Below are 18541 nucleotides of genomic sequence, written 5' to 3'. Positions count from 1 at the left end.
CCACGTTTTGTTGGGCTATCGTGGCAGGTGCTGGTGCAGAAGCGGTTGGAAGCGCTCGGCGACCGTTTCTTTCAGGTCGTCGACGAAAAGCTCCTCCCCGAGCTCAAGACTCAGGGAGGTGATGCGACAGTCGGGCATGCCGCAGGGGTTGATCCGGGAAAAGGGCGCGGTGTCCGGGGAGACGTTGAGCGCAAAGCCGTGCATGGAGACCCAGCGCCTCACCCCTACCCCTATCGAGGCCAGCTTACCGTTGCCGGTCCAGACGCCTGTGCGCCCGGGAACGGTATGGCAGGCAACCCCGAGGTCGGCGCAAATCTCGACCAGGAAAAGCTCCAGGAAACGAAGGTAGCGATGCAGGTCGCGCCCGCGCCGTGAAAGGTCGAGGATGGGATAGCATACCAGCTGCCCCGGGCCGTGGTAGGTGACGTCCCCGCCGCGGTTCACCCGGACCGGCTCAAGTTCCGGGTCGAGAACGTTCTCCGTGCTCCCCCCCGCGCCGATGGTGTAGACGGGGAGGTGCTCAAGCAGCAAGAGGGCCTCCTCGCCCCCCTGTTGCACCTCCACCACCAGTTGTTCCTGTATCCGGAGCGCCTCGGCATAGCCGATGACGCCTACGTCTTTGCAGATCATACGCTATCACCGAAAGCTGGGATCAGCCGTGTATCGCCCTTTTGTCCACGTCCAAGGCCGCCTCCTTCATCGCCTCGGAGAGGGTCGGGTGGGCGTGCATGATGAGGGCGATGTCCTCGCTGCTGCCGCCAAAGCTCATCACCGTCACCGCTTCGGCTATCATGTCTGAGGCGCGCGGGCCGAAGATGTGCACCCCGAGAAGACGCGTCCCTTCGACGTCGGAGAGCACCTTGACGAACCCTTCGGTCTCGTCCATGCACTTGGCGCGCCCGTTGCCCATGAAGTTGAACTTGCCGCTTTTGTAGGGAATCCCCTCCTCCTTGAGCGCGTCCTCGGTTTTGCCAACCGACGCCGCCTCAGGCCAGGTGTAGCAGACGCCAGGGACGCAGCCGTAATCGACAAGGCTCGGCTCCCCGCGCATCCTCTCGACGCAGACCGCCCCTTCCTCCATCGCCTTGTGTGCCAGCATCGGACCCGAGATCAGGTCCCCTATGGCGTAGACGCCGGGGACGCTGGTAAGGTAATCCTCGTCCACCTTGACGCGCCCGTTTTCCAGGGCGACACCCAGCTCTTCCAGCCCGAGCCCCGCGGTCAGCGGCCTGCGCCCCACCGCGACGAGGACCTTGTCGCAGCCGATCTCCTGCACCCCTCCCTCGACCTCCACCCGCGCCAGCAGTGATCCTTCGCGCTTCTCGACGCCGGCCACCTTCGCCCCCAGCAAAAAGCGCATCCCCTGCTTCTTGAGCGAGCGCAAAAGCGCCTCCGCCACCTGGCCGTCGCTCCCCGCGATGAGCCGCGGGAGCATCTCCACCACGGTGACCTGGGCGCCCAGCCTGAGCCAGACCGATCCGAGCTCGAGCCCTATGTAGCCGCCTCCGACCACGAGCAGGTGCTCGGGGACCTTGTCGAAGCTGAGCGCCTCGCGGGCGCTCACGACGGATTCCCAGTCGAAGGGAAGGGAGGGAAGCTGCACCGGGTCGCTGCCGGTGGCAAGGAGGACTTTTTTGGCCCGGATTTCCTCCCCCCCCTGCACCTCGATCTTGTGCACCCCTGCGGCGTCGCTGCCGGCAAGCCTCGCTGTGCCGTTGACGCTTTTGATCTTGTTCTTCTTGAACAAAAAGGCGATGCCGTCGGTGAGCTTCTTGACCACGTCGTCCTTTCTGGCCATCATCTGCCCGAGGTTCAGGGTCGGAGGCGCCACCTCGATGCCGTGCGCTGAGAAGCGGTGCCCGGCCAGATGAAAGAGCTCGCTTGAGTCGAGCAGCGCCTTGCTGGGAATGCACCCCTCGTTGAGGCAGACCCCACCGAGAGTACCCCGCTTCTCCACCACGGCCACGGTCATCCCCAGCTGCGCTGCCCGTATGGCGGCGACGTAGCCTCCGGGCCCCGCGCCAATCACCACCAGATCGAATATCTCTTCGGACATCTCTCCCCCCGGCTACTCCCCCCGCCTCGTCGGCAGGAGGGTTGCGTTGTCCTACCCTTCGAGCAGCAACTCCTCCGGCTCCTCGATGTACTCCTTCACCAGCTTCAGGAACCCGACTGCCCCCTGCCCGTCCACGATGCGGTGATCGTAGGAGAGCGCCAGGTACATCATGGGGCGGATGACGATCTCGTCCCCCACCACTACGGCGCGCTTTTGGATCGCGTGCATCCCCAACACCCCGCTTTGCGGCGGATTGAGGATCGGGGTGGAAAGCATGGAACCGTAGACGCCGCCGTTGGAGATGGTGAAGGTCCCCCCCTCCAGGTCGGCGATGGCGATGCGGTTTTTGCGCACCTTCTCGGCGTACTCCGCGATCCGCTGCTCGATCCCCGCGAGCGTGAGGCTCTCCGCGCCCCTCAAGACCGGCACCACGAGCCCCCTATCGCTACCGACGGCGACCCCAATGTCGCAGAAGTTGTGGTAGACGATGTCGTCGCCGTCGATCCTCGCATTCACGTCAGGGAACTGGGCCAGCGCCTCGCAGCAGGCGCGGACGAAAAAGGACATCAGCCCGAGCTTCACGCCGTGGCGCTTCAGGAAGTGTTCGCCGTACTTCTGGCGCAGCAGCATCACCTGGCTCATGTCCGCCTCGTTGAAGGTGGTGAGCATGGCGGTCTGCTGCCGCACCGAGACCAGCCGCTGCGCGATCCGCTTCCGGATCTGCGTCATCGGCTTTCGGACCACGCGCTCCGCCTCTTGGGAAGGGGACGGGGCGGGACGTGACGGGGGAGCGGGTGCCGGCTCGGACTTCACAGCCGGCGCAGGCTGTGCCTGCACGGAGGGTTGGCCACCGGCGGGAGCGGGCCCGGCCCCCTCTGCCTTCAGAAGGTCCTCCCTGGTCACGCGCCCCCCACGCCCGGATCCCTGCACATCCTGTGGCTCCACGCCCAGCTCGCGCGCCAGCTTGCGCCCAGATGGCGAGATGGGAGGTGGCGCACCCTTTGGGGCCGTCTTGGCCGGGGCGGCCTCGGCGGCAGGGGCGGCTGCAGGCGAGGACTTCGCCGAAGCGGCAGCGCCTGCGGCGGGTGCGGACTCGGCGCCGCGGGCGTCTATGGTGGCGATCACCGCGCCGATCTTCACCGTCTCCCCCTCGGCCGCCAGGGTGGTCAAAACGCCGTCCGCCTCAGAGGTCACCTCCAGGGTCACCTTGTCCGTTTCGATCTCGCAAAGCGGCTCGTCCTTAGACACGACGTCGCCCGACTTCTTGAGCCACCTGGCGATCACCGCCTCATATACCGACTCGCCCACCGCGGGAACCTTGATTTCCATTTCCGACTCCTGGACCGGCTGCAAGGTAAGGTTCATGTCTGAACTTCACCGGGACCGGATTCTTCCTATCTTGATTAACCGCGCAGCAAAAGCATGGAGCTTGATTCGTTGCGATGCGATACCGCGGGGGGAGATGCTATGGGAACTGCAGCCTGTAAAACGAAGACGGCCAGCTAACGCTGCAGCGCGTCCTCTATGATGCGCTCCTGCTCCACCCGGTCCAGCCGGTGGGAACCGGAGGCCGGCGCCGCTGCTTCCGGACGCCCGACGTACCGGGGCACCACCCCGAGTATCTCGCAAAGAGGCTCGTGCAGGAATCGCCACCCTCCCATGTTGCGCGGCTCCTCCTGCACCCAGCTGTAACGGACGCCGGAGGGGTAGCGCTGCAACTCTTCCCGGAGCAGGTCCATCGGCAAAGGGTAGAGCTGCTCGATGCGCACCAGCGCGCGCCCCTGCACCTGGTCCTTCCTGATCCGCCCCAGAAGGTCGTAGTAGATCTTCCCGCTGCAAAGAAGCACCTCCTGCACCTCTCCTGCCGCGGGGGGGTCAGCGATCACCTCCTTGAAGCCGCCGGAGGAAAGTTCCTCCAGCTTGGAAACGCAGTCTGGGTGGCGCAAAAGGCTCTTGGGGGTGAAAAGGATCAGCGGCTTGCGGAAAGGCTGCAGCATCTGCCGACGCAGCACGTGGAAGAGCTGTGCCGGGGTGGTTGGGTAGACGACCTGGATGTTGCCGGCCGCCGCCAGTTCGAGGAAGCGCTCGATGCGGGCGCTGGAGTGCTCAGCCCCCTGCCCCTCGTAGCCGTGCGGGAGCATCAGCACGAGCCCGCTGGAGCGCCCCCACTTCGCCTCGCCACTCACGATGAACTGGTCGATGATCACCTGTGCGCCGTTGGCGAAGTCGCCGTACTGCGCCTCCCAGATGGTGAGCGCCTCCGGGGCTTCTATGGAGTAACCGTACTCGAACCCCATGACGGAGAATTCGGCCAGCATGCTGTCGTAGACGCAGAAGAACGCACTTTGCGCGCCGACTCCGGCAAGCGGCAGGTAGGAGCTGCCGTCTTGCTGGTCGAAGAGGACGGCGTGCCGGTGGCTGAAGGTGCCGCGCCTGACATCCTGCCCGGAGAGGCGGACCGGAACCCCCTGCGCCAGAAGTGTGGCGAAAGCTAGGCTCTCCACGTTCCCCCAGTCAAGCGGTCCCCCCTTCAGCACGGCCTCGCGCCGCTTCTGCAGGATGCCCGCAACCTTCGGATGCGGCTGGAACCCCTCGGGAATGAGGCTGAGCTTTTCCGAGAGCTCCAAGAGCGAAGCCGCCGCAACAGAGGTGGAGACCGGGACTTTTTCCGTCCCCGGCTTCATGCCGCTCCAGCGCGCCATAAATGCGCTCTCGACCGGTTCGGCGCTTTTCCCCCCTGCCTGGGAGAGGCGCTGCGCCACCTCGTTCTCGACCTCCTTCAGCTCCTCCTCGGCGAATCCCTCCCCCAGAAGCTCCATCTCGTAGAGCGAATGCAGCGGGGGGCGCAGCTTGATCTGCTCGTACATGAGCGGCTGGGTGAAGTAGGGCTCGTCCCCCTCGTTGTGCCCGTGCCTGCGGTAGCAGATCACCTCGACCACCACGTCCTTTCGGTAGCGGTCGCGATATTCCAAAGCAAGCTGGGCGATGTGGACCACGGCCTCGGCATCGTCGCCATAGACATGGAACACCGGCGCCCGCACCATCTTGGCCACGTCGGTTGCGTAGTGGCTGGACCTGGCGTCGGCGGCCGAGGTGGTGAAGCCGATCTGGTTGTTGAGGACCACGTGCAGCGTTCCGCCGGTGCGGTAGCCGGCAAGCTGCGAGAGGTTGAGCGTCTCCGCCACCACTCCCTGTCCCGCGAAAGCTGCGTCCCCGTGGATCAATAGCGGCAGCACGCGCCCCTCCGCCCCCTCCTCCATCCGGTCCTGGCGGGCGCGGCACTTCCCCTGCACCACCGGGTCGATGGCCTCCAGGTGGCTTGGGTTCGAGGTGAGGGTCAGATGGATGGCGCGCTCGCCGGGCAAGGCGAGATCGACGGAGTACCCCTTGTGGTACTTAACGTCCCCCTCACCGACGACGCCGTATTCCCTGTTGTCGCCGAACTCGGCGAAGAGGTTTTCGTAGGGCATGCCAAAGATGTTCGCCAGCACGTTGAGGCGGCCTCGGTGCGGCATGCCGAACACCACATCGGTGACCCCGAGCTCTGCGGCCTTGACGACCGCAGCATCCAGAAGCGGGATCAGGGCGTCCCCCCCTTCCAGCGAGAACCGGGTCTGACCCGGGAACTTCTTGTGCAGCTCGCGCTCGAAAAGCGCAGCCTCCTTGAGCTTCTTCAAAAGCCTCAGCCGCTTTTCCGCATCGAAGCGTCCCCGGTTGGCCACGGGCTCCATCCGGTCGATGAGCCACTGCCGCTCCTCGGGGTTTTGCAGGTGCATGAACTCGACGCCGACCGAGCCGCAATAGGTGCTGCGCAGCACCTGCAGGATCTCTTTCAGGGTGGCGCTCTGCCTCATGAAACGCTTGGTGTGGAAGGTCTTATCGAGGTCGGACGGCTCCAGGCCGAAGGCGTCCAGGGAGAGGAGCGGGTGTTCTATTTGGCAGGGGGAAAGCGGGTCGGTGCAGGCGAGCAGGTGCCCAATGTCGCGGTAGCGGTAGATGAGGGACTGGACCCCCGAGTGCTTCAGAGCCTCCGCGGGCCCAAGAGTGGCGGCCTCTTGGGGCGGTTGGTTCACTCCCAGCTCAAAGCCGTTGAAGAAGGCCCGCCATGCCTCGGAAAGCTGCTCCGGGTCCTTCTTCCATACCTCGTACTGGTTCTCGATCCAAAGCGGGCTCAGGTTGTCCAATATCCCCATCTTCAGCTCCCATTATCATGAATGGACAGAGTGTAGCAGAGGAAGATTTCGTTTCAAGCCGAAGGGCTAGCTGGAGCGCTTCTTGGCGTAGCGCAGCACCAGCACCTTTTCCATGGTGATGAGGCCGCCGTCCATCATCCCCTCCACGGTCGGAAGCACCGCCTCGATCCGCTCCCTCTGGTCCACAACTTCCAGCACGATGGGGAGGTCGGTGGAAAGCCGCAGCAGCCGGTCCGTGTGGTACATGCTGTGGGCGCCGAAGCCGGCGATCCCCCGCAGCACGGTGGCGCCGGCGAACCCTTCCTTGCGGAACAGCTCGACCAGGGCTTCGTAAAGGGGGATGTGCTTGTATTTGTCCCGTTCGCCTATGAAGATCCTGAGCAGCACTTGCTCGCCGAGCATCGTGTTTCTGTCTTCTTCCAGGGTCATGTTCCTGCTGTTCATTCGCTCTCCTATTTTTTTAAAGCTTTGATGGTAAAGCGTGTCCCGTTTCCTGCCAGCCGGCCTAAAGCGCCCGCGCCACCATGATCCCGATCCAGGTGCAGGTAAGGCAGGCGACGACGCTGACCAGGACGTTGGTGAAAGCGATCAGGAGCGCGCCGTCCTCCAAAAGCCTGAAGGTCTCGAAACTGAAGGTAGAAAAGGTGGTGAGCCCCCCGAGAAACCCTATGGTGATGGCAAAGCGCAGGGTGGGGGGAATGGCCGCGCTTCGGACGGAAAACTCCATCACCAGCCCGATCAGGAAAGCCCCGATCAGGTTGACGGCAAGGGTCCCATAGGGAAAGGAGGAGCCGAAAATCTGGTAGACGAATCCGGACAGAAAGTAGCGGCACAGACAGCCGAGGGCGCCTAAAAGCGCTATGTAGACCAACTGCTCCATCTGGGAAGCCTCTCCCGATTCAGTGTCTTGGAAGCTCCATCCGAGGCTCGCGCCGAAGATGTCGGAGGAGGATTCGGGCTGAAGGTAGTTGCCCTGCACCTGTTTCAGCGGCGACGTCGAAATACCGGAACCCTGAAATCCTGACTCGTGAAGAAGCAGGTCGGCTTCCAGGGTTCCGGCGGTGGCAAGGCAGAAAAGCTATTCTGCGGATGATTCTTCTTTTTTCTTCCGCGGTGCCCGCGGCTTCTTGGGCTTCTCCTCGACCGGCGTGGCCGGTGCTTGCTCACCCTCCGGCGCCGCCTTTTTGCGCGGGGCACGGGGGGCGCGAGCCTTGGCAGGCGCTTGGGCCTGGGCCGGAGCGGGGGTAGCTTCTGTCGCTGACGTCACGGCCTCCTGCTCCTTTTTCTCCTTGGGAGCCTTGGCTCTGCTACCCTTGGCGGCCTTGGCCTTGACCTCTACCTCTTTCCCTTCCGCCGCGGCGGCTTTCTTTCGGGCCGGTACAGCCTTTGCCTCCCCGGCTTCGGCGGCCGGGGCCGCTTCGGCCTCCTTGGCGGCCTTGCCCCCTCGCGGTTTCCGTTTGGCCTTGGCCGGCTCCGCGGGTGCCTCGGCGCCGGTTGCTGGCTCCGCAGCGCCACCGGTTGCCGCTGCGGCGACAGCCACCGTTCCCTGCTCCGCGGCCGCTTCCTTGGCTTTGCGGCCGGAGCGCGGACGCTTCGGCTTCGGGGCGGACTCCGCCGGCGCGAGCACCTCTGCCGGAATGGTTATCGCCTCGACCTCTCCTGCGGCACCGCCGGCGACGGCAGGCTCCTCGGCGCGCGCTTTCCCCCTTTTGCGCCCCTTTTTCACTGCTGCGCCAGGTTCGGCGGAAACGGGGGAGGCGGTTATCACGGGGGTCACTTCCTGCACCGGGATGTCGCCAGCTGCGGCGAAAGCCTCCAACTGCTGCGGGAATTCCGGCGCGCCCTCATGCAGCTGCGCCTCGTGCCCCCCCTTGCCGCGCCGCCTTTTGCGCCGGCGCTTCTTCTTCACTTCTTCTCCCGCCTCGTGGTGGGGCTGTTCCACCTCGCCGGCCGCCTGCTCCGTGACCGGTCCCGGCGCGGGAAGGGTCCCGGGCTCCGCGGCCGGAAGCTCGACTTCGGCCTCGGCGCCAGCTTCGGCTGCGCCCCCCTTGCCCCGCTTGCGCTTGCGGCGGCGTTTTTTCTTGTGTTCCTCCGGCTCGCCCTCGACGGTCAGCACCAGCTCGGCGCCGCCTGGCTCCTCCACGACGGCAACCGGCAGCGCCTCGGCGTGGGGTGCACCCTCCGGCTCCGGGGTCTTTTTCCCCTTCTTCTTTTTCTTGCGCCCTTCGGCCGGCTCCTGGGCCGCTTCTTCCTTCGGCAGCGACCGCCCGTGGACCGGCTTTTCCTGCGGCAGCTCTTCGATTGCGGGTTTTTCCCGCTTGATCAGCTCCAGGTCCATCTGGTTCAGGAGGTAGGACGGTTTACCTTTCACCGTCACCTCGATGTCGTAGTCGTTCTCAATCTGGGAAAGCTCGTGACGCTTGCGGTTCAGGAGGTAGTACGCTACCTCGAGCGGCAGCCCCCCCACCACCTCGCCGATGGTCCCCTTGGCTGCGGCCGCGTGCACCTTCCTGAGGAAGGAAAGCGCCATCGCCTCGACGGACTTAACCTTACCCCTGCCGTCGCAGTGCGGGCACTCCAGGGTGGAGGCCTGGTTCAGGGTCTGGCGGATGCGCTGGCGCGACATCTCCAAAAGGCCGAACTCGGAGATGCGCGAGACGTTCACCCGCGCCTTGTCCGCCTTGAGTGCCGTCTTAAGCGTCTTTTCCACCTCGGCGTTGTGCTTGCGATCACGCATATCGATGAAGTCGATAACGATAAGCCCGCCCAGGTCGCGCAGCCGCAGCTGCCGCGCAGCCTCCTCGGCCGCTTCCATGTTGGTCTTGAACGCGGTGTCCTCGACCCCCTTCTCGCCGGTGGACTTCCCCGAGTTGACGTCGATCGACACCAGCGCCTCGGTAGGCTCAATGAAGATGGACCCGCCCGACTTCAGGGGGACCTTCTTCTCGTAGATCAGGTCGATCTGCTCCTCCAGCTGGTAGCGCGAGAAGATCGGGCGCTTTTCCTGGTGCATCTTGACCAGCTTCTCGAACGCGGGGTCTATCTCCTTCAGGCAGTCGCGGACATCGTTGTAGACGTCCTTGCTGTCCACCAGCACCTCGTCTATGTCGGCGGAGAAGTAGTCCCGGATGGTCCTTATGATGAGCGCGGACTCCTGGTAGATCATCCCCGCACCCTTCATGGCCAGACCCTGGGTGCGGATCCCCTGGTAGGTGGCAATCAGGTTGTCCAGGTCCTTCTGGAGCTCCTCGCGGGTCCTCCCCATCGCCTCGGTCCGGATGATGTAGCCGTACCCCTCGGGGATGGTCATCTCGGCGATGATTTCCTTGAGCTTCTTGCGCTCCCCCTCCCCCTCGACCTTGCGGGAAATGCCGGCGGAGTCGCTTCCCGGCATCAGCACCATGTAGCGCCCCGGCAGCGAGACGTACGTGGTGAGCGCGGAGCCCTTGTTGTCCCGCTCCCCCTTCTCGACCTGTACGATCAGCTCCTGTCCCCGACGAAGCACCTCCTGGATGCGGGGGCGGCGGTGCCTCTGGTCCTCAGGGATGTCGTCACGCCACTTCCAGTTCTCCGGGTGCAGTTCCCCCATCTGCAGGAAACCGAGCTTCTTCAGCCCGATATCGACGAAGGCGGCCTGCAGCCCCTGCTCCACGCGAACCACGACCCCCTTGTAGATGTTGCCGCGGATCTGTTCGTTGCCGGCGATCTCCACATCCAGATCCACCAGGCGGCCGTCCTCGACGATCGCCACTCGCGCTTCCTCTGGGTGCAGCGCGTTAATCAGCATTTTTTTTGACATAAATCCTTATTTCCCTTTCGTTTAGGGGCTGCGGTGCCTGGTCGTAACTGACCGGCGGCACGCCTCGCGCCTAGTATTGTTCCCGCCGGGCAACCCGGCCTGAGACTTTCTTTATATCCATCCCCCCAGATTGGGGAGCGGTCAAGATTAATGAAAACCGAGTGATTATAACAGAGATTCTGTTGATCGCACACAAAAAAGCGCAATGCCCTCGCGGTATTGTGGTCCAGCCGCAGTTGCCCCGGTTCAAATGAGAATCCTTTCGCACCCCTCTAACCAGAAGTCGGCCTACCCTCGCAAGGGAAGCCGCATCTTCGGCGAAGGTCGCTTTGCCCCCATCCCCTTGCCTATGCGGGGCCAGTGCGCAGGGCACCCCGTCCCCCTCCGCTTTCGCGGACCGAAGCCGCTACGCCCCGCAAAATGCCTTCAGCTAATTAGCTGTTTATAGCTACGTTTATTTGTGGTATTGCATTGGCTTAAATTTTTCCCAGAGGATGTGCCATGCAGGGCGTCAAGATCGATACTTCAGCACTTAACCCGCTCTATCTAGAGATGGGAGCGGCCGTGCAGGACTGCCAGCGCCTGGAGCTTTACATCTCCTTCATCGTCACCCTGCTGACCGACCTAAGCGACGGCAACCTCTCCGATCAGGAGTTCCGCGGCTCCATGGAGAATTTGGGGAGCCAGACCCTGGGCCGCCTCATGGACGAGATCAAGAAGAGGGTAGGTTTCACCGACGAGGCGGTGCTGGCGCTACGCAAGGCCCAGCGTGGGCGGAACTTCCTGATCCACCGCTTCTACAACGAGCGCTCGGACCTCCTGCTGAGCCAGGAAGGGCGCGAAAAAGCTCTCAAAGAGATCCAGGAGAAACGGGGGGCGGTAAACGTCGCCAACGCCATGCTAGACCCGGTAATGAACGACCTGATCAGGCTGAAAGGGATCGACCTGGAACAGTTTCGGTCCGAGGTCGAGCAGAGATTCGAAGGTTCATAGAAAAGGAGCAACACATGCTGCGCGATACGCAATCGCTTGGGGCTGTCGCCCACGTCATCCAACTTTCGGTCGCCCCGGTCTTTCTCCTCACCGCGGTGGGGACCATGCTGAGCGTGATGACCAACCGGCTAGCGCGCATCATCGACCGCGCCCGCTACCATGAGGGGAAGCTCGAGAACGCCCCCGAAGACATCATCCCCGAGATTCACGCATACCTGCGGGTGCTGTCGCGCCGCGCGGACCTGATCGGGCACGCGATCTTCCTCTGCACCGCCACGGCGGTCCTCGTTTGCACAGTCATCGCCATGCTCTTTCTGGGGGACTACCTCCGCTACGACATTTCGCTTCCCGTCGCCGTCCTCTTCATCATCGCCATGATGCTGATGGTCGTTGGACTGATCAGCTTCCTGCGCGAGATCTTCATCGCCAAGGGAAGCCTCAAGATAGGACCCAAATAAGGGCAGCGCCGGGAGGCATCGATGTCGAAGGTACTGAAGCTAGCAGGGGGCATCCCCGTTTTCGACAGCCATTTTCACATCGTAGATCGCCGGTTCCCCCTGGTGCCGAACCAGGGTTATCTCCCCGACGATTTCGCCTGTGGCGACTACCTCGCGCGCACCGACGGCATGGCCCTTTGCGGCGGCGCCATTGTTTCCGGCTCCTTCCAGGCCATGGACCAGAGCTACCTGCTCGACGCCCTCGCCACCCTGGGGCCCGCCTTCGTCGGCGTGACGCAACTGCCTGCGACGGTGAGCGAAGCCGAACTGCTGCGACTGGACGCGGCGGGGGTACGGGCGGTCCGGTTCAACATCAAGCGGGGGGGATCCGAAGGGATCGAACACCTGGAGGAGATGGCGCACAGGGTCCACCAGATGCTGCGCTGGCACGTGGAGCTTTACATCGATTCGAGGGAGCTTGCGGGATTGGAGCGGACCCTGCTCACGCTGCCGGCGGTGAGCATTGACCATCTGGGGCTGTCAAAAGATGGGTTCAAGGTACTGCTGAAGCTGGTCGAGCACGGGGTGCGGGTAAAAGCGACGGGCTTTGGACGGGTGGACTTCGATGTGAAGGGTGCTCTGAAGGAGATCGCCTCGGCAAACCCCGAGGCACTCATGTTCGGGACCGATCTCCCCTCAACGAGGGCGCCGCGCCCTTACCGGGACGAAGACCTGCTCCTGGTGCTGGATGCGCTGGGGGAGGATCTGGCGAGAAAGGCCCTCTACCAGAACGCCCTCGCCTTTTACAGGCCGGCGGTGGATGGCTCCGCGGCCCTTACTTCCCATTAGGCTACAGCAAGACGCTGGCAGGCCTCCTGCAACAACTCCAGCCTCTTGCTGTTGGTGATCGCGAGGAACGACTTCTCGTAGGTTTCGTCCGCGAATTTCACCACGTTCTGCCTCATGAGCCGGTCCAGTCGGGTCTCCAGTTCCATCCCTGTCTGCAGCGCCTCCCTCAACGTGGGAGGTTTTTCCTTCAGTTCCGCCATCAACCCGCGGATGTGCTGCAGGGTGTCTTCCGCCTGCTCCATCTCCAAAACCACCGAAGCGATGATGTTGTCATGCCGCAGTTTGGCCATCAAGGCGAAGAGCCGGGCCCGGTTTTCCTCCTCCAGGGCCGTCCTCAGCCAGAGGTAAAAGATCTCCCGGTCGTCCTTGAAAAGATCAGCGAATAAGTGGTAGAGCTCGGCGCAGGCAAATTCCGCCTTCTCGCACACCCCCAACACCTCGACCATGCCAGCATCAATACTGAAAGGCATTTTTCCCTCTCCTGTTGCATTCCATCAAATAACTCATTTAATCACATAAACCAGCACCGTCCGCAGAAGCGGCAGTGGTGCAGGCAGGGGCAAAGCCTGGCCATACAAGCGCCTTTACCAGCCGGGGGAGCGTCTGTAATCAGACCGTTGCAAGAGAAGTGGCGGCTACTCCCCGGACAGGTGCAGGTAACAGTCCGCGCGGTAAAGGGAAGCGTCAGCCGCGTAGCCCGAGCGCGGAAAGTTTTTCAAGAAAGCGGAAAACAGCTCGAGCGCCCTCTGGTAATTCCGGTCCAGGTAAGCCTTGCGCGCCGCACTGTAGCTCTCCGCCTCTCCAGCCTGGACAGGCATGGCGACAGTTCTAGCGTTTCCGGCGGTGATCTTTGCGCGATGTTTGGCGTGGGGCGCACCGCGATGCGAGGCATGATGCGCTGCGCGATGCGAGCGCCGACGGGAGGCAGGGGCGGGCTCCGACGTAGACTTGCCGGGGCGCACCGGCACCAGCAGCTTGTCGCCCGGATAGATCAGGTCAGGGTTCTTGATGGTATTGAAGACGAGGACCTGCGGGAACCAGCTGGCGACGCCGATGTGCTTCCTGGAAAGGTCCTTCAGCGTGTCGCCACGCTTTACCGTTACCGTCTGGACCAGCACTCCGTCCTTGGGGTCGGCCGGAGCCTGCTCCCCTGCTGCAGGCTTGGGGGAGTAGAGAAGCATCTCCTCCCCTTGGCAAGGTACGGTCCCTGAGACTGTCAGCGCCAGCAGGGAGGTGACGATCAGTAGGTTGCGAGGTGTCATCTTAGTACCTGTTTCCGATGGGATCCTGGTAGTTCAGCAGGTTCTTGAGCTGCATGTTGGTGCCGACCGCTATGCCCGGCTTGACACGATAGGTTACCTTGATGTTGCGCTTCTCACCAGCGCCGAGCTCGTCGAAGCGCCAGGTATAGACGCCGTTGTCGGCCCGGGCAAAGCCGGGGTCGGCGGCTACCAGCTCCAGCTGGGCCGGGAGGAAGCTTTGCAGGGTGACCTGCTTCGCCAGGTTGGTGCCGCGATTGATGCAGTTGAGTTCCAGTGAAGAAACCTCGCCCGGCTTGAGCCGTCCACCCTTGGCAGCCATGGTGAGCTCGAGGATGGGCCGGGAATAGGTCAGCTGCAGGTTGACTGAGGCGAACCTGTCGGTCGCGTTCTCCGGCTGGAACTGCACCGAGGCCGCGGCCACGGCTCCGTCAGCGGCGGTAACCGGCGTGGTGATTTCAAGCACTATGTACGCCTCTTCCTTGGGAGAAAGCGGGCCTACGTGGTTGATGATCGGCTCGTTGGTCTGGCGCTTCCCGTCGCGGTTGACGTCATCGAAGAAGGTGTAGCTGGCGTTCGCCGGCACCGTCGACTTGATCAGGTAGAGGTCGCGGGCGTTTCCGGTGTTGGTGACGATCAACGGAATCGCCACGGTCTGGCCGGGGATGACCACAAGCTTCCCGGCGGTGCTCCTCGCAGCGACGGAGCTGACCTTCTGGACCACGCTGGTCGCGGATACGAAGGATTCCTTCTTGTCGAGGTCGTTGTTAACGACATCGGCGCGAACGAAGAGTTCCTGGTCGGCAAGCGCTTCCTCTTTCAGTTGGAAGGTGACGTTGAAATCCTGGCTCTCCCCCGACTTCAGCTGCATACCGTCTAGCACCAGGGCGGCTTTCGCCTCCTGCCTGAACCCGTTGGGGAGGAAGCTGACCGGCTCGTACTGCGGCGGATAATTGAGCCTCAAGGTGACCCCGCGCGCGGCGGCGGTGCCGATGTTCAGCAGGGAGATCCGATAGGATACCTTCTCTCCCGGGAGCAGTTTGGTCTTGTCGTTCTTCACCACGGCACGCAGAAGCGGCGCTGAAGCAACCAGCGTGATTTCCCTCGACTGGGACACCTCACGCGCGAACGCAGAGCCGATCTTCACCGGGAAGCTGCTCTTTTGGCCGTCTATGGCGCCGCGCGGCATGACCCCTACGGCTACGGCGCGGAACTTCTCCCCGACCTCGAGAGGCGGAGTGATGTTGATAGGGGTATCGGGAGAAATTGCGGCAGCGAAGTGGAAAGCGTACTCGGACGGGAACCCGGACTCGAGGTAGAAGCTGTCACTGCCGTTGCCGTTGTTGACGATGTCCAGGGGAATGATGAACTTCTTGCCTGCCTCCTGCGTTTCCGCCGCCGGTCCGAAGTTCACGTCGAGGTCGGCGTATTGAGCCACTTCCAGGTTGAACACCTGCGTGACTTCCGCTTGGGGAGCGGCACTTGCAGCGGTCTTCTGGGCTACCGGATACTCGATACCCATCTGCTGCAGTTTAGCTGAGGCATTCGCAGCGGCGGCAGTTCCGGGATAGCGGTCGATGACATCCTTGTACGCTGCAATCGCCTTCGCGCGCATGGCGTTGGCCGTCTTCTGCTCGCGTGTTTCCTTTTTCTTAGTCTGTTTTGTCTTCTGCTGCGCAACCTTCTGGGCGGCAGCCTTCTCCGCAGCAGCCTTCTCCGCAGCAGCCTTCTCCGCAGCAGCCTTCTCCGCAGCAGCCTTCTCCGCAGCAGCCTTCTCCGCAGCAGCCTTCTCCGCAGCAGCTTTCTCGGCAGCAGCTTTCTCAGCTGCGGCTTTCTCGGCAGCAACCTTTGCAGCAGCGGCTTTCTCGGCTGCGGCTTTCTCGGCGGCAGCTTTCTCGGCGGCGGCTCTATCTGCTGCAATTTTCGCGACAGCGGCAGCTTTGTCCGCGGCAGCCTTCTCCGCGGCAGCCTTCTCCGCAGCAACCTTCTCCGCAGCAACCTTCTCCGCAGCAGCCTTCTCAGCAGCAGCTTTCTCAGCAGCAGCTTTCTCAGCAGCAGCTTTCTCAGCAGCAGCTTTCTCGGCAGCAGCTTTCTCAGCAGCAGCTTTCTCGGCAGCAGCTTTCTCGGCAGCAGCTTTCTCGGCAGCAGCCTTGGCAATGGCAGCGGTGTCCGGCCCTGCAACAGGAGCCTTTTCGGCAGGCGCCGGCTTAGCCGTTACCTCAAGGGGCTCACCCTTTTCGTATTTGTCCGCCAACGACAAAAGGCCATCCTCGACCGTCGCTTTGAGCGGGCTATCCGGATATTCCCGCAGGAACTGCGCCATGTACTTTGCTGCGTCCTGCTGATGTCCGGCTTTGTAGTGCGCCCTCGCCAGCCAGAAGATAGCCATGTCCTTGAGCGGTGTGTCAGGATACTTCTTGAGAAGTACTGACATACTGTCAATGGCGGTCTTGTATTCCTTTTTCTGATAGGCATTGAATCCTGAGATAAAGATCTGGGAATCTTCTGAATCAAGAGCAAGGACGGGCGCCGGTACTGTGAGCGCAACCAAAAGCAGGACAACGAGGATCTTTGACAATGAAGCACGGAAAATATTATAAAAATGCACGTGTGAACCTTTCCGAGCGATAGGGTATAAAGCGTTGAACGTGTCGGAAAGTATCACTATAGACAACTATTGTCAACGCAGAATGGCGGGTTTGACACCCGTTTCGAGCCCCATTTCACGGCGTTTTTGCCGTATTTGCCTCATCCCCGCGCACATGAGTTTTCCCTTTACCTCGTAAGGGATTTCAGCTACAGATTTACCCCTAAGTGCAATTCGTGGTTCACAACATAGAGTTAAAATGACGCGACTGATAATAACCGGTGTATTTTCCGCCCTCTTCTTCAGCAGTACCTTCGTCCTGAACCGGGCTATGAGCCTGCAGGGAGGGCACTGGCTCTGGAGTGCAAGCCTCCGATACTTTTACATGTTCGTCATGTTGAGCGCCTGGCTGATGATTACCGGGAAGTCGCGCCTGCTTCGCGAGGTGTTCACCACCTACCGGGATAACTGGCGCTTCTGGACCGTTGCAGGAAGTACCGGGTTCGGCCTTTTTTACTCCCTGCTCACCTTCAGTTCGTCCTTTGCCCCCGGTTGGGTGGTCGCCACCACCTGGCAATCGACCATTCTGGCCACGCCCCTGGTGCTGCTCGTTTTCCGCAAGCGGGTACCGATGCGGGGCATCCTCTTCACGCTCCTAATCTTCACCGGCATCGTCCTTGTCACCTGCGAGCAGGCAAACGCCGCGTCGTTGAGGGAAACCATGCTCGGGATCCTGCCGGTCCTCGCCGCCGCCTTCGCCTACCCCCTCGGCAACCAGATGGTGTGGGAGGCCCGGCACGGGAGCATCGGCACCAAGCCGGGCGTGGAGGGGGGAGTGCTCGACAGCAGCATCGGCCGGGTCTTGATCATGGTGGTAGGGTCCCTCCCCTTCTGGGTGGTGCTGACCGTCGTACTGCGGCCTCCCCCGCCGACCGGGGGGCAACTGGTCAACACCGCCATCGTTGCTGTGTTTTCCGGCGTCATCGCCACGACGCTTTTCTACAAGGCGCGGCACTTGGCGCGGACCCCCTTGGAGCTGTCGGCAGTCGACGCAACCCAGGCCATGGAGGTGGTCTTTTCGCTTTTGGGGGAGATCGTTTTTCTCGGGGGCGCCTGGCCGGGCTACTCGGGGACCGCGGGGGTGGCGCTGTCGCTATTGGGGCTCGTGCTCTACGTGAGGTCCCAGGCAGCCGCCGATTAAGACAGCGCCCTCCGGAGGATTGACACCTCATCCGTTGTTGGCTACAGTCGCGTCCGTCGCACCTTTTTTTGTGTAAATCGATAAAACGGAGGAAAGGCTTATGAGCAGCAAACCGACCAGGGAAGCAACCTGGGAACTGATCAAGGAGTACCTGCCCAGCGACCAGATGCAGAGGCATTCGCTGTCCGTCGAGGCTGTGATGCGGCACCTCGCCAAGAAACATGGGGAAGACGAGGAGATGTGGGGTGTGATCGGGCTGGCGCACGACATCGATTATGAGCGCTACCCGGACCAGCACTGCCACCGGGCCCCGGAGATCCTCAGGGAAGCGGGTTGGCCCGAGGAGTACATACGCGCCGTCGTCTCCCACGGCTGGGGGATCTGCAGCGACGTCGAGCCGCTCTCCCTTTTGGAGAAGACTCTTTTCACCATAGACGAATTGACCGGGCTCGTGGCTGCCTCGGCGCTCGTGCGGCCGTCCAAGAGCATCCTGGACCTCCCGGTGAAGAGCGTCACCAAGAAGTGGAAGGACAAGGCTTTTGCCGCCGGCGCCGACCGCTCCGTCATCGAGAAGGGGGCTGCCATGATCGGCGTCGAGCTTCCCGAACTGATCTCCGACACCATCGAGGGGATGCGCACCGAAGCCGAAGCCATCGGGCTGAAAGGGAACCTGTAGGCCCAGGAAAGGAGGCAGAGATGAGCCCATCGTTTCGCCCGCGCGGGCCTAAGAGCGTTGAGCCCAAGAGCGCCGAGGAGATAGACGAGCTGGTCCGCAAGATGCGCGGAGAGCAGCAGCGCCCCGACAACTACCGGGAGCGCTCGCTCAAGCTGCACGGCTGGATCTGCGCCAAGTGCGGGAGGGAGTTCGAGCTTGCCAACCTGCACCTTTTGACCGTGCACCACAAAGACGGCAACCACAACTACAACCCGCCGGATGGAAGCAACTGGGAGAACCTCTGCGTCTACTGTCACGACGACGAGCACAGCCGCACCATCCTCGCCGACTACCTCGAGGGGAAGGAGAAGAAACCCTGAGACCGCTCACAAGGAGAACTTCTGGGAAAATCTGACTTTGGTTTTCTCAGATTTTCTCCGTGGCTAAAGGTTTTGAAGTCCTCAGAAGTCCTCCTTGCCAATGGTTTGTTTGAAGTTTGACAAACTCCCGCC

Annotated in this window: 16 protein-coding genes; 6 read left to right on the top strand and 10 right to left on the bottom strand. The window is 62.4% G+C overall.

Annotated features, from left to right (window positions below):
- Positions 1 to 15: 15 nt before the first annotated feature.
- The 7 genes from lipB to GEOBRER4_RS03590 all read right to left on the bottom strand — a co-directional run bounded on the left by lipB (position 16) and on the right by GEOBRER4_RS03590 (position 10048).
- The gene (lipB, locus tag GEOBRER4_RS03620) at positions 16 to 630 is read right to left on the bottom strand and encodes a lipoyl(octanoyl) transferase LipB (protein ID WP_185244262.1); all 615 of its coding nucleotides are present in this window, start codon (positions 628 to 630) and stop codon (positions 16 to 18) included.
- A 22-nt stretch (positions 631 to 652) separates the two neighbouring features.
- Positions 653 to 2056 (bottom strand): dihydrolipoyl dehydrogenase, encoded by a 1404-nt coding sequence (gene lpdA / locus GEOBRER4_RS03615; RefSeq protein WP_185244261.1) that lies wholly within the window; start codon positions 2054 to 2056, stop codon positions 653 to 655.
- A 51-nt stretch (positions 2057 to 2107) separates the two neighbouring features.
- Positions 2108 to 3385: a 2-oxoglutarate dehydrogenase complex dihydrolipoyllysine-residue succinyltransferase gene (odhB, locus tag GEOBRER4_RS03610; RefSeq protein WP_185244260.1), complete on the bottom strand. Its 1278-nt coding sequence runs from the start codon at positions 3383 to 3385 to the stop codon at positions 2108 to 2110.
- 173 nt (positions 3386 to 3558) lie between these two features.
- A complete protein-coding gene (locus tag GEOBRER4_RS03605; RefSeq protein ID WP_185244259.1) occupies positions 3559 to 6249 on the bottom strand; it encodes a 2-oxoglutarate dehydrogenase E1 component in 2691 nt (896 codons plus the stop codon).
- A gap of 66 nt (positions 6250 to 6315) precedes the next feature.
- Positions 6316 to 6693, bottom strand: a complete 378-nt coding sequence (locus tag GEOBRER4_RS03600; RefSeq protein ID WP_085813826.1) for a DUF190 domain-containing protein — start codon at positions 6691 to 6693, stop codon at positions 6316 to 6318.
- A 61-nt stretch (positions 6694 to 6754) separates the two neighbouring features.
- Entirely contained in the window at positions 6755 to 7129 is a 375-nt protein-coding gene (crcB, locus tag GEOBRER4_RS03595) for a fluoride efflux transporter CrcB (protein ID WP_185245276.1), read from the bottom strand.
- A gap of 198 nt (positions 7130 to 7327) precedes the next feature.
- Positions 7328 to 10048 carry an Rne/Rng family ribonuclease gene (locus GEOBRER4_RS03590; RefSeq protein WP_185244258.1) on the bottom strand — a complete coding sequence of 907 codons (2721 nt, stop codon included), beginning with the start codon at positions 10046 to 10048 and terminating at the stop codon, positions 7328 to 7330.
- A gap of 501 nt (positions 10049 to 10549) precedes the next feature.
- Between GEOBRER4_RS03590 and GEOBRER4_RS03585 the strand changes: the two genes are divergently transcribed.
- The 3 genes from GEOBRER4_RS03585 to GEOBRER4_RS03575 are packed head-to-tail and all read left to right on the top strand — an operon-like array spanning position 10550 to position 12327.
- Complete coding sequence (locus GEOBRER4_RS03585) at positions 10550 to 11041, top strand: hypothetical protein (RefSeq protein ID WP_185244257.1); 492 nt, start codon at positions 10550 to 10552, stop codon at positions 11039 to 11041.
- A 14-nt stretch (positions 11042 to 11055) separates the two neighbouring features.
- Complete coding sequence (locus GEOBRER4_RS03580) at positions 11056 to 11499, top strand: DUF2721 domain-containing protein (RefSeq protein WP_085813830.1); 444 nt, start codon at positions 11056 to 11058, stop codon at positions 11497 to 11499.
- Positions 11500 to 11520: 21 nt separating this feature from the next.
- Positions 11521 to 12327, top strand: a complete 807-nt coding sequence (locus GEOBRER4_RS03575) for an amidohydrolase family protein (RefSeq protein WP_185244256.1) — start codon at positions 11521 to 11523, stop codon at positions 12325 to 12327.
- Here GEOBRER4_RS03575 and GEOBRER4_RS03570 read toward each other — a convergent pair.
- The 3 genes from GEOBRER4_RS03570 to GEOBRER4_RS20415 form a co-directional block, all read right to left on the bottom strand.
- A complete protein-coding gene (locus tag GEOBRER4_RS03570) occupies positions 12324 to 12797 on the bottom strand; it encodes a rubrerythrin (RefSeq protein WP_185244255.1) in 474 nt (157 codons plus the stop codon). The two genes, GEOBRER4_RS03575 and GEOBRER4_RS03570, sit on opposite strands and share 4 nt — an antisense overlap.
- A gap of 165 nt (positions 12798 to 12962) precedes the next feature.
- Entirely contained in the window at positions 12963 to 13589 is a 627-nt protein-coding gene (locus tag GEOBRER4_RS03565; RefSeq protein WP_185244254.1) for a LysM peptidoglycan-binding domain-containing protein, read from the bottom strand.
- A 1-nt stretch (position 13590) separates the two neighbouring features.
- On the bottom strand, positions 13591 to 16251 hold the full coding sequence (locus GEOBRER4_RS20415) for a tetratricopeptide repeat protein (RefSeq protein WP_264177103.1): 2661 nt from the start codon (positions 16249 to 16251) through the stop codon (positions 13591 to 13593).
- A 181-nt stretch (positions 16252 to 16432) separates the two neighbouring features.
- Here GEOBRER4_RS20415 and GEOBRER4_RS03555 point away from each other — a divergent pair, with 181 nt between their 5' ends.
- The 3 genes from GEOBRER4_RS03555 (at position 16433) to GEOBRER4_RS03545 (ending at position 18409) form a co-directional block, all read left to right on the top strand.
- A complete protein-coding gene (locus GEOBRER4_RS03555; protein ID WP_185244252.1) occupies positions 16433 to 17374 on the top strand; it encodes a DMT family transporter in 942 nt (313 codons plus the stop codon).
- A 100-nt stretch (positions 17375 to 17474) separates the two neighbouring features.
- On the top strand, positions 17475 to 18050 hold the full coding sequence (locus GEOBRER4_RS03550) for an HDIG domain-containing metalloprotein (protein ID WP_185244251.1): 576 nt from the start codon (positions 17475 to 17477) through the stop codon (positions 18048 to 18050).
- 20 nt (positions 18051 to 18070) lie between these two features.
- On the top strand, positions 18071 to 18409 hold the full coding sequence (locus GEOBRER4_RS03545; protein ID WP_185244250.1) for a YajD family HNH nuclease: 339 nt from the start codon (positions 18071 to 18073) through the stop codon (positions 18407 to 18409).
- The last annotated feature ends 132 nt before the right edge of the window (positions 18410 to 18541 follow it).

Origin of the sequence: Citrifermentans bremense (genome assembly GCF_014218275.1) — a bacterium.
GTDB classification, from domain to species: domain Bacteria; phylum Desulfobacterota; class Desulfuromonadia; order Geobacterales; family Geobacteraceae; genus Geomonas; species Geomonas pelophila.
The sequence above is the reverse complement of the archived record's forward strand: the minus strand, read 5'-3'. Positions and strand labels throughout refer to the sequence as shown.

Excerpts from the sequence above, each read along its gene's own strand:
- lipB (WP_185244262.1), bottom strand. The coding sequence starts at position 630 with ATGATCTGCAAAGACGTAGGCGTCATCGGCTATGCCGAGGCGCTCCGG.
- lpdA (WP_185244261.1), bottom strand. The coding sequence starts at position 2,056 with ATGTCCGAAGAGATATTCGATCTGGTGGTGATTGGCGCGGGGCCCGGA.
- odhB (WP_185244260.1), bottom strand. The coding sequence starts at position 3,385 with ATGGAAATCAAGGTTCCCGCGGTGGGCGAGTCGGTATATGAGGCGGTG.
- GEOBRER4_RS03605 (WP_185244259.1), bottom strand. The coding sequence starts at position 6,249 with ATGGGGATATTGGACAACCTGAGCCCGCTTTGGATCGAGAACCAGTAC.
- GEOBRER4_RS03600 (WP_085813826.1), bottom strand. The coding sequence starts at position 6,693 with ATGAACAGCAGGAACATGACCCTGGAAGAAGACAGAAACACGATGCTC.
- crcB (WP_185245276.1), bottom strand. The coding sequence starts at position 7,129 with ATGGAGCAGTTGGTCTACATAGCGCTTTTAGGCGCCCTCGGCTGTCTG.
- GEOBRER4_RS03590 (WP_185244258.1), bottom strand. The coding sequence starts at position 10,048 with ATGTCAAAAAAAATGCTGATTAACGCGCTGCACCCAGAGGAAGCGCGA.
- GEOBRER4_RS03585 (WP_185244257.1), top strand. The coding sequence starts at position 10,550 with ATGCAGGGCGTCAAGATCGATACTTCAGCACTTAACCCGCTCTATCTA.
- GEOBRER4_RS03580 (WP_085813830.1), top strand. The coding sequence starts at position 11,056 with ATGCTGCGCGATACGCAATCGCTTGGGGCTGTCGCCCACGTCATCCAA.
- GEOBRER4_RS03575 (WP_185244256.1), top strand. The coding sequence starts at position 11,521 with ATGTCGAAGGTACTGAAGCTAGCAGGGGGCATCCCCGTTTTCGACAGC.
- GEOBRER4_RS03570 (WP_185244255.1), bottom strand. The coding sequence starts at position 12,797 with ATGCCTTTCAGTATTGATGCTGGCATGGTCGAGGTGTTGGGGGTGTGC.
- GEOBRER4_RS03565 (WP_185244254.1), bottom strand. The coding sequence starts at position 13,589 with ATGACACCTCGCAACCTACTGATCGTCACCTCCCTGCTGGCGCTGACA.
- GEOBRER4_RS03555 (WP_185244252.1), top strand. The coding sequence starts at position 16,433 with ATGACGCGACTGATAATAACCGGTGTATTTTCCGCCCTCTTCTTCAGC.
- GEOBRER4_RS03550 (WP_185244251.1), top strand. The coding sequence starts at position 17,475 with ATGAGCAGCAAACCGACCAGGGAAGCAACCTGGGAACTGATCAAGGAG.
- GEOBRER4_RS03545 (WP_185244250.1), top strand. The coding sequence starts at position 18,071 with ATGAGCCCATCGTTTCGCCCGCGCGGGCCTAAGAGCGTTGAGCCCAAG.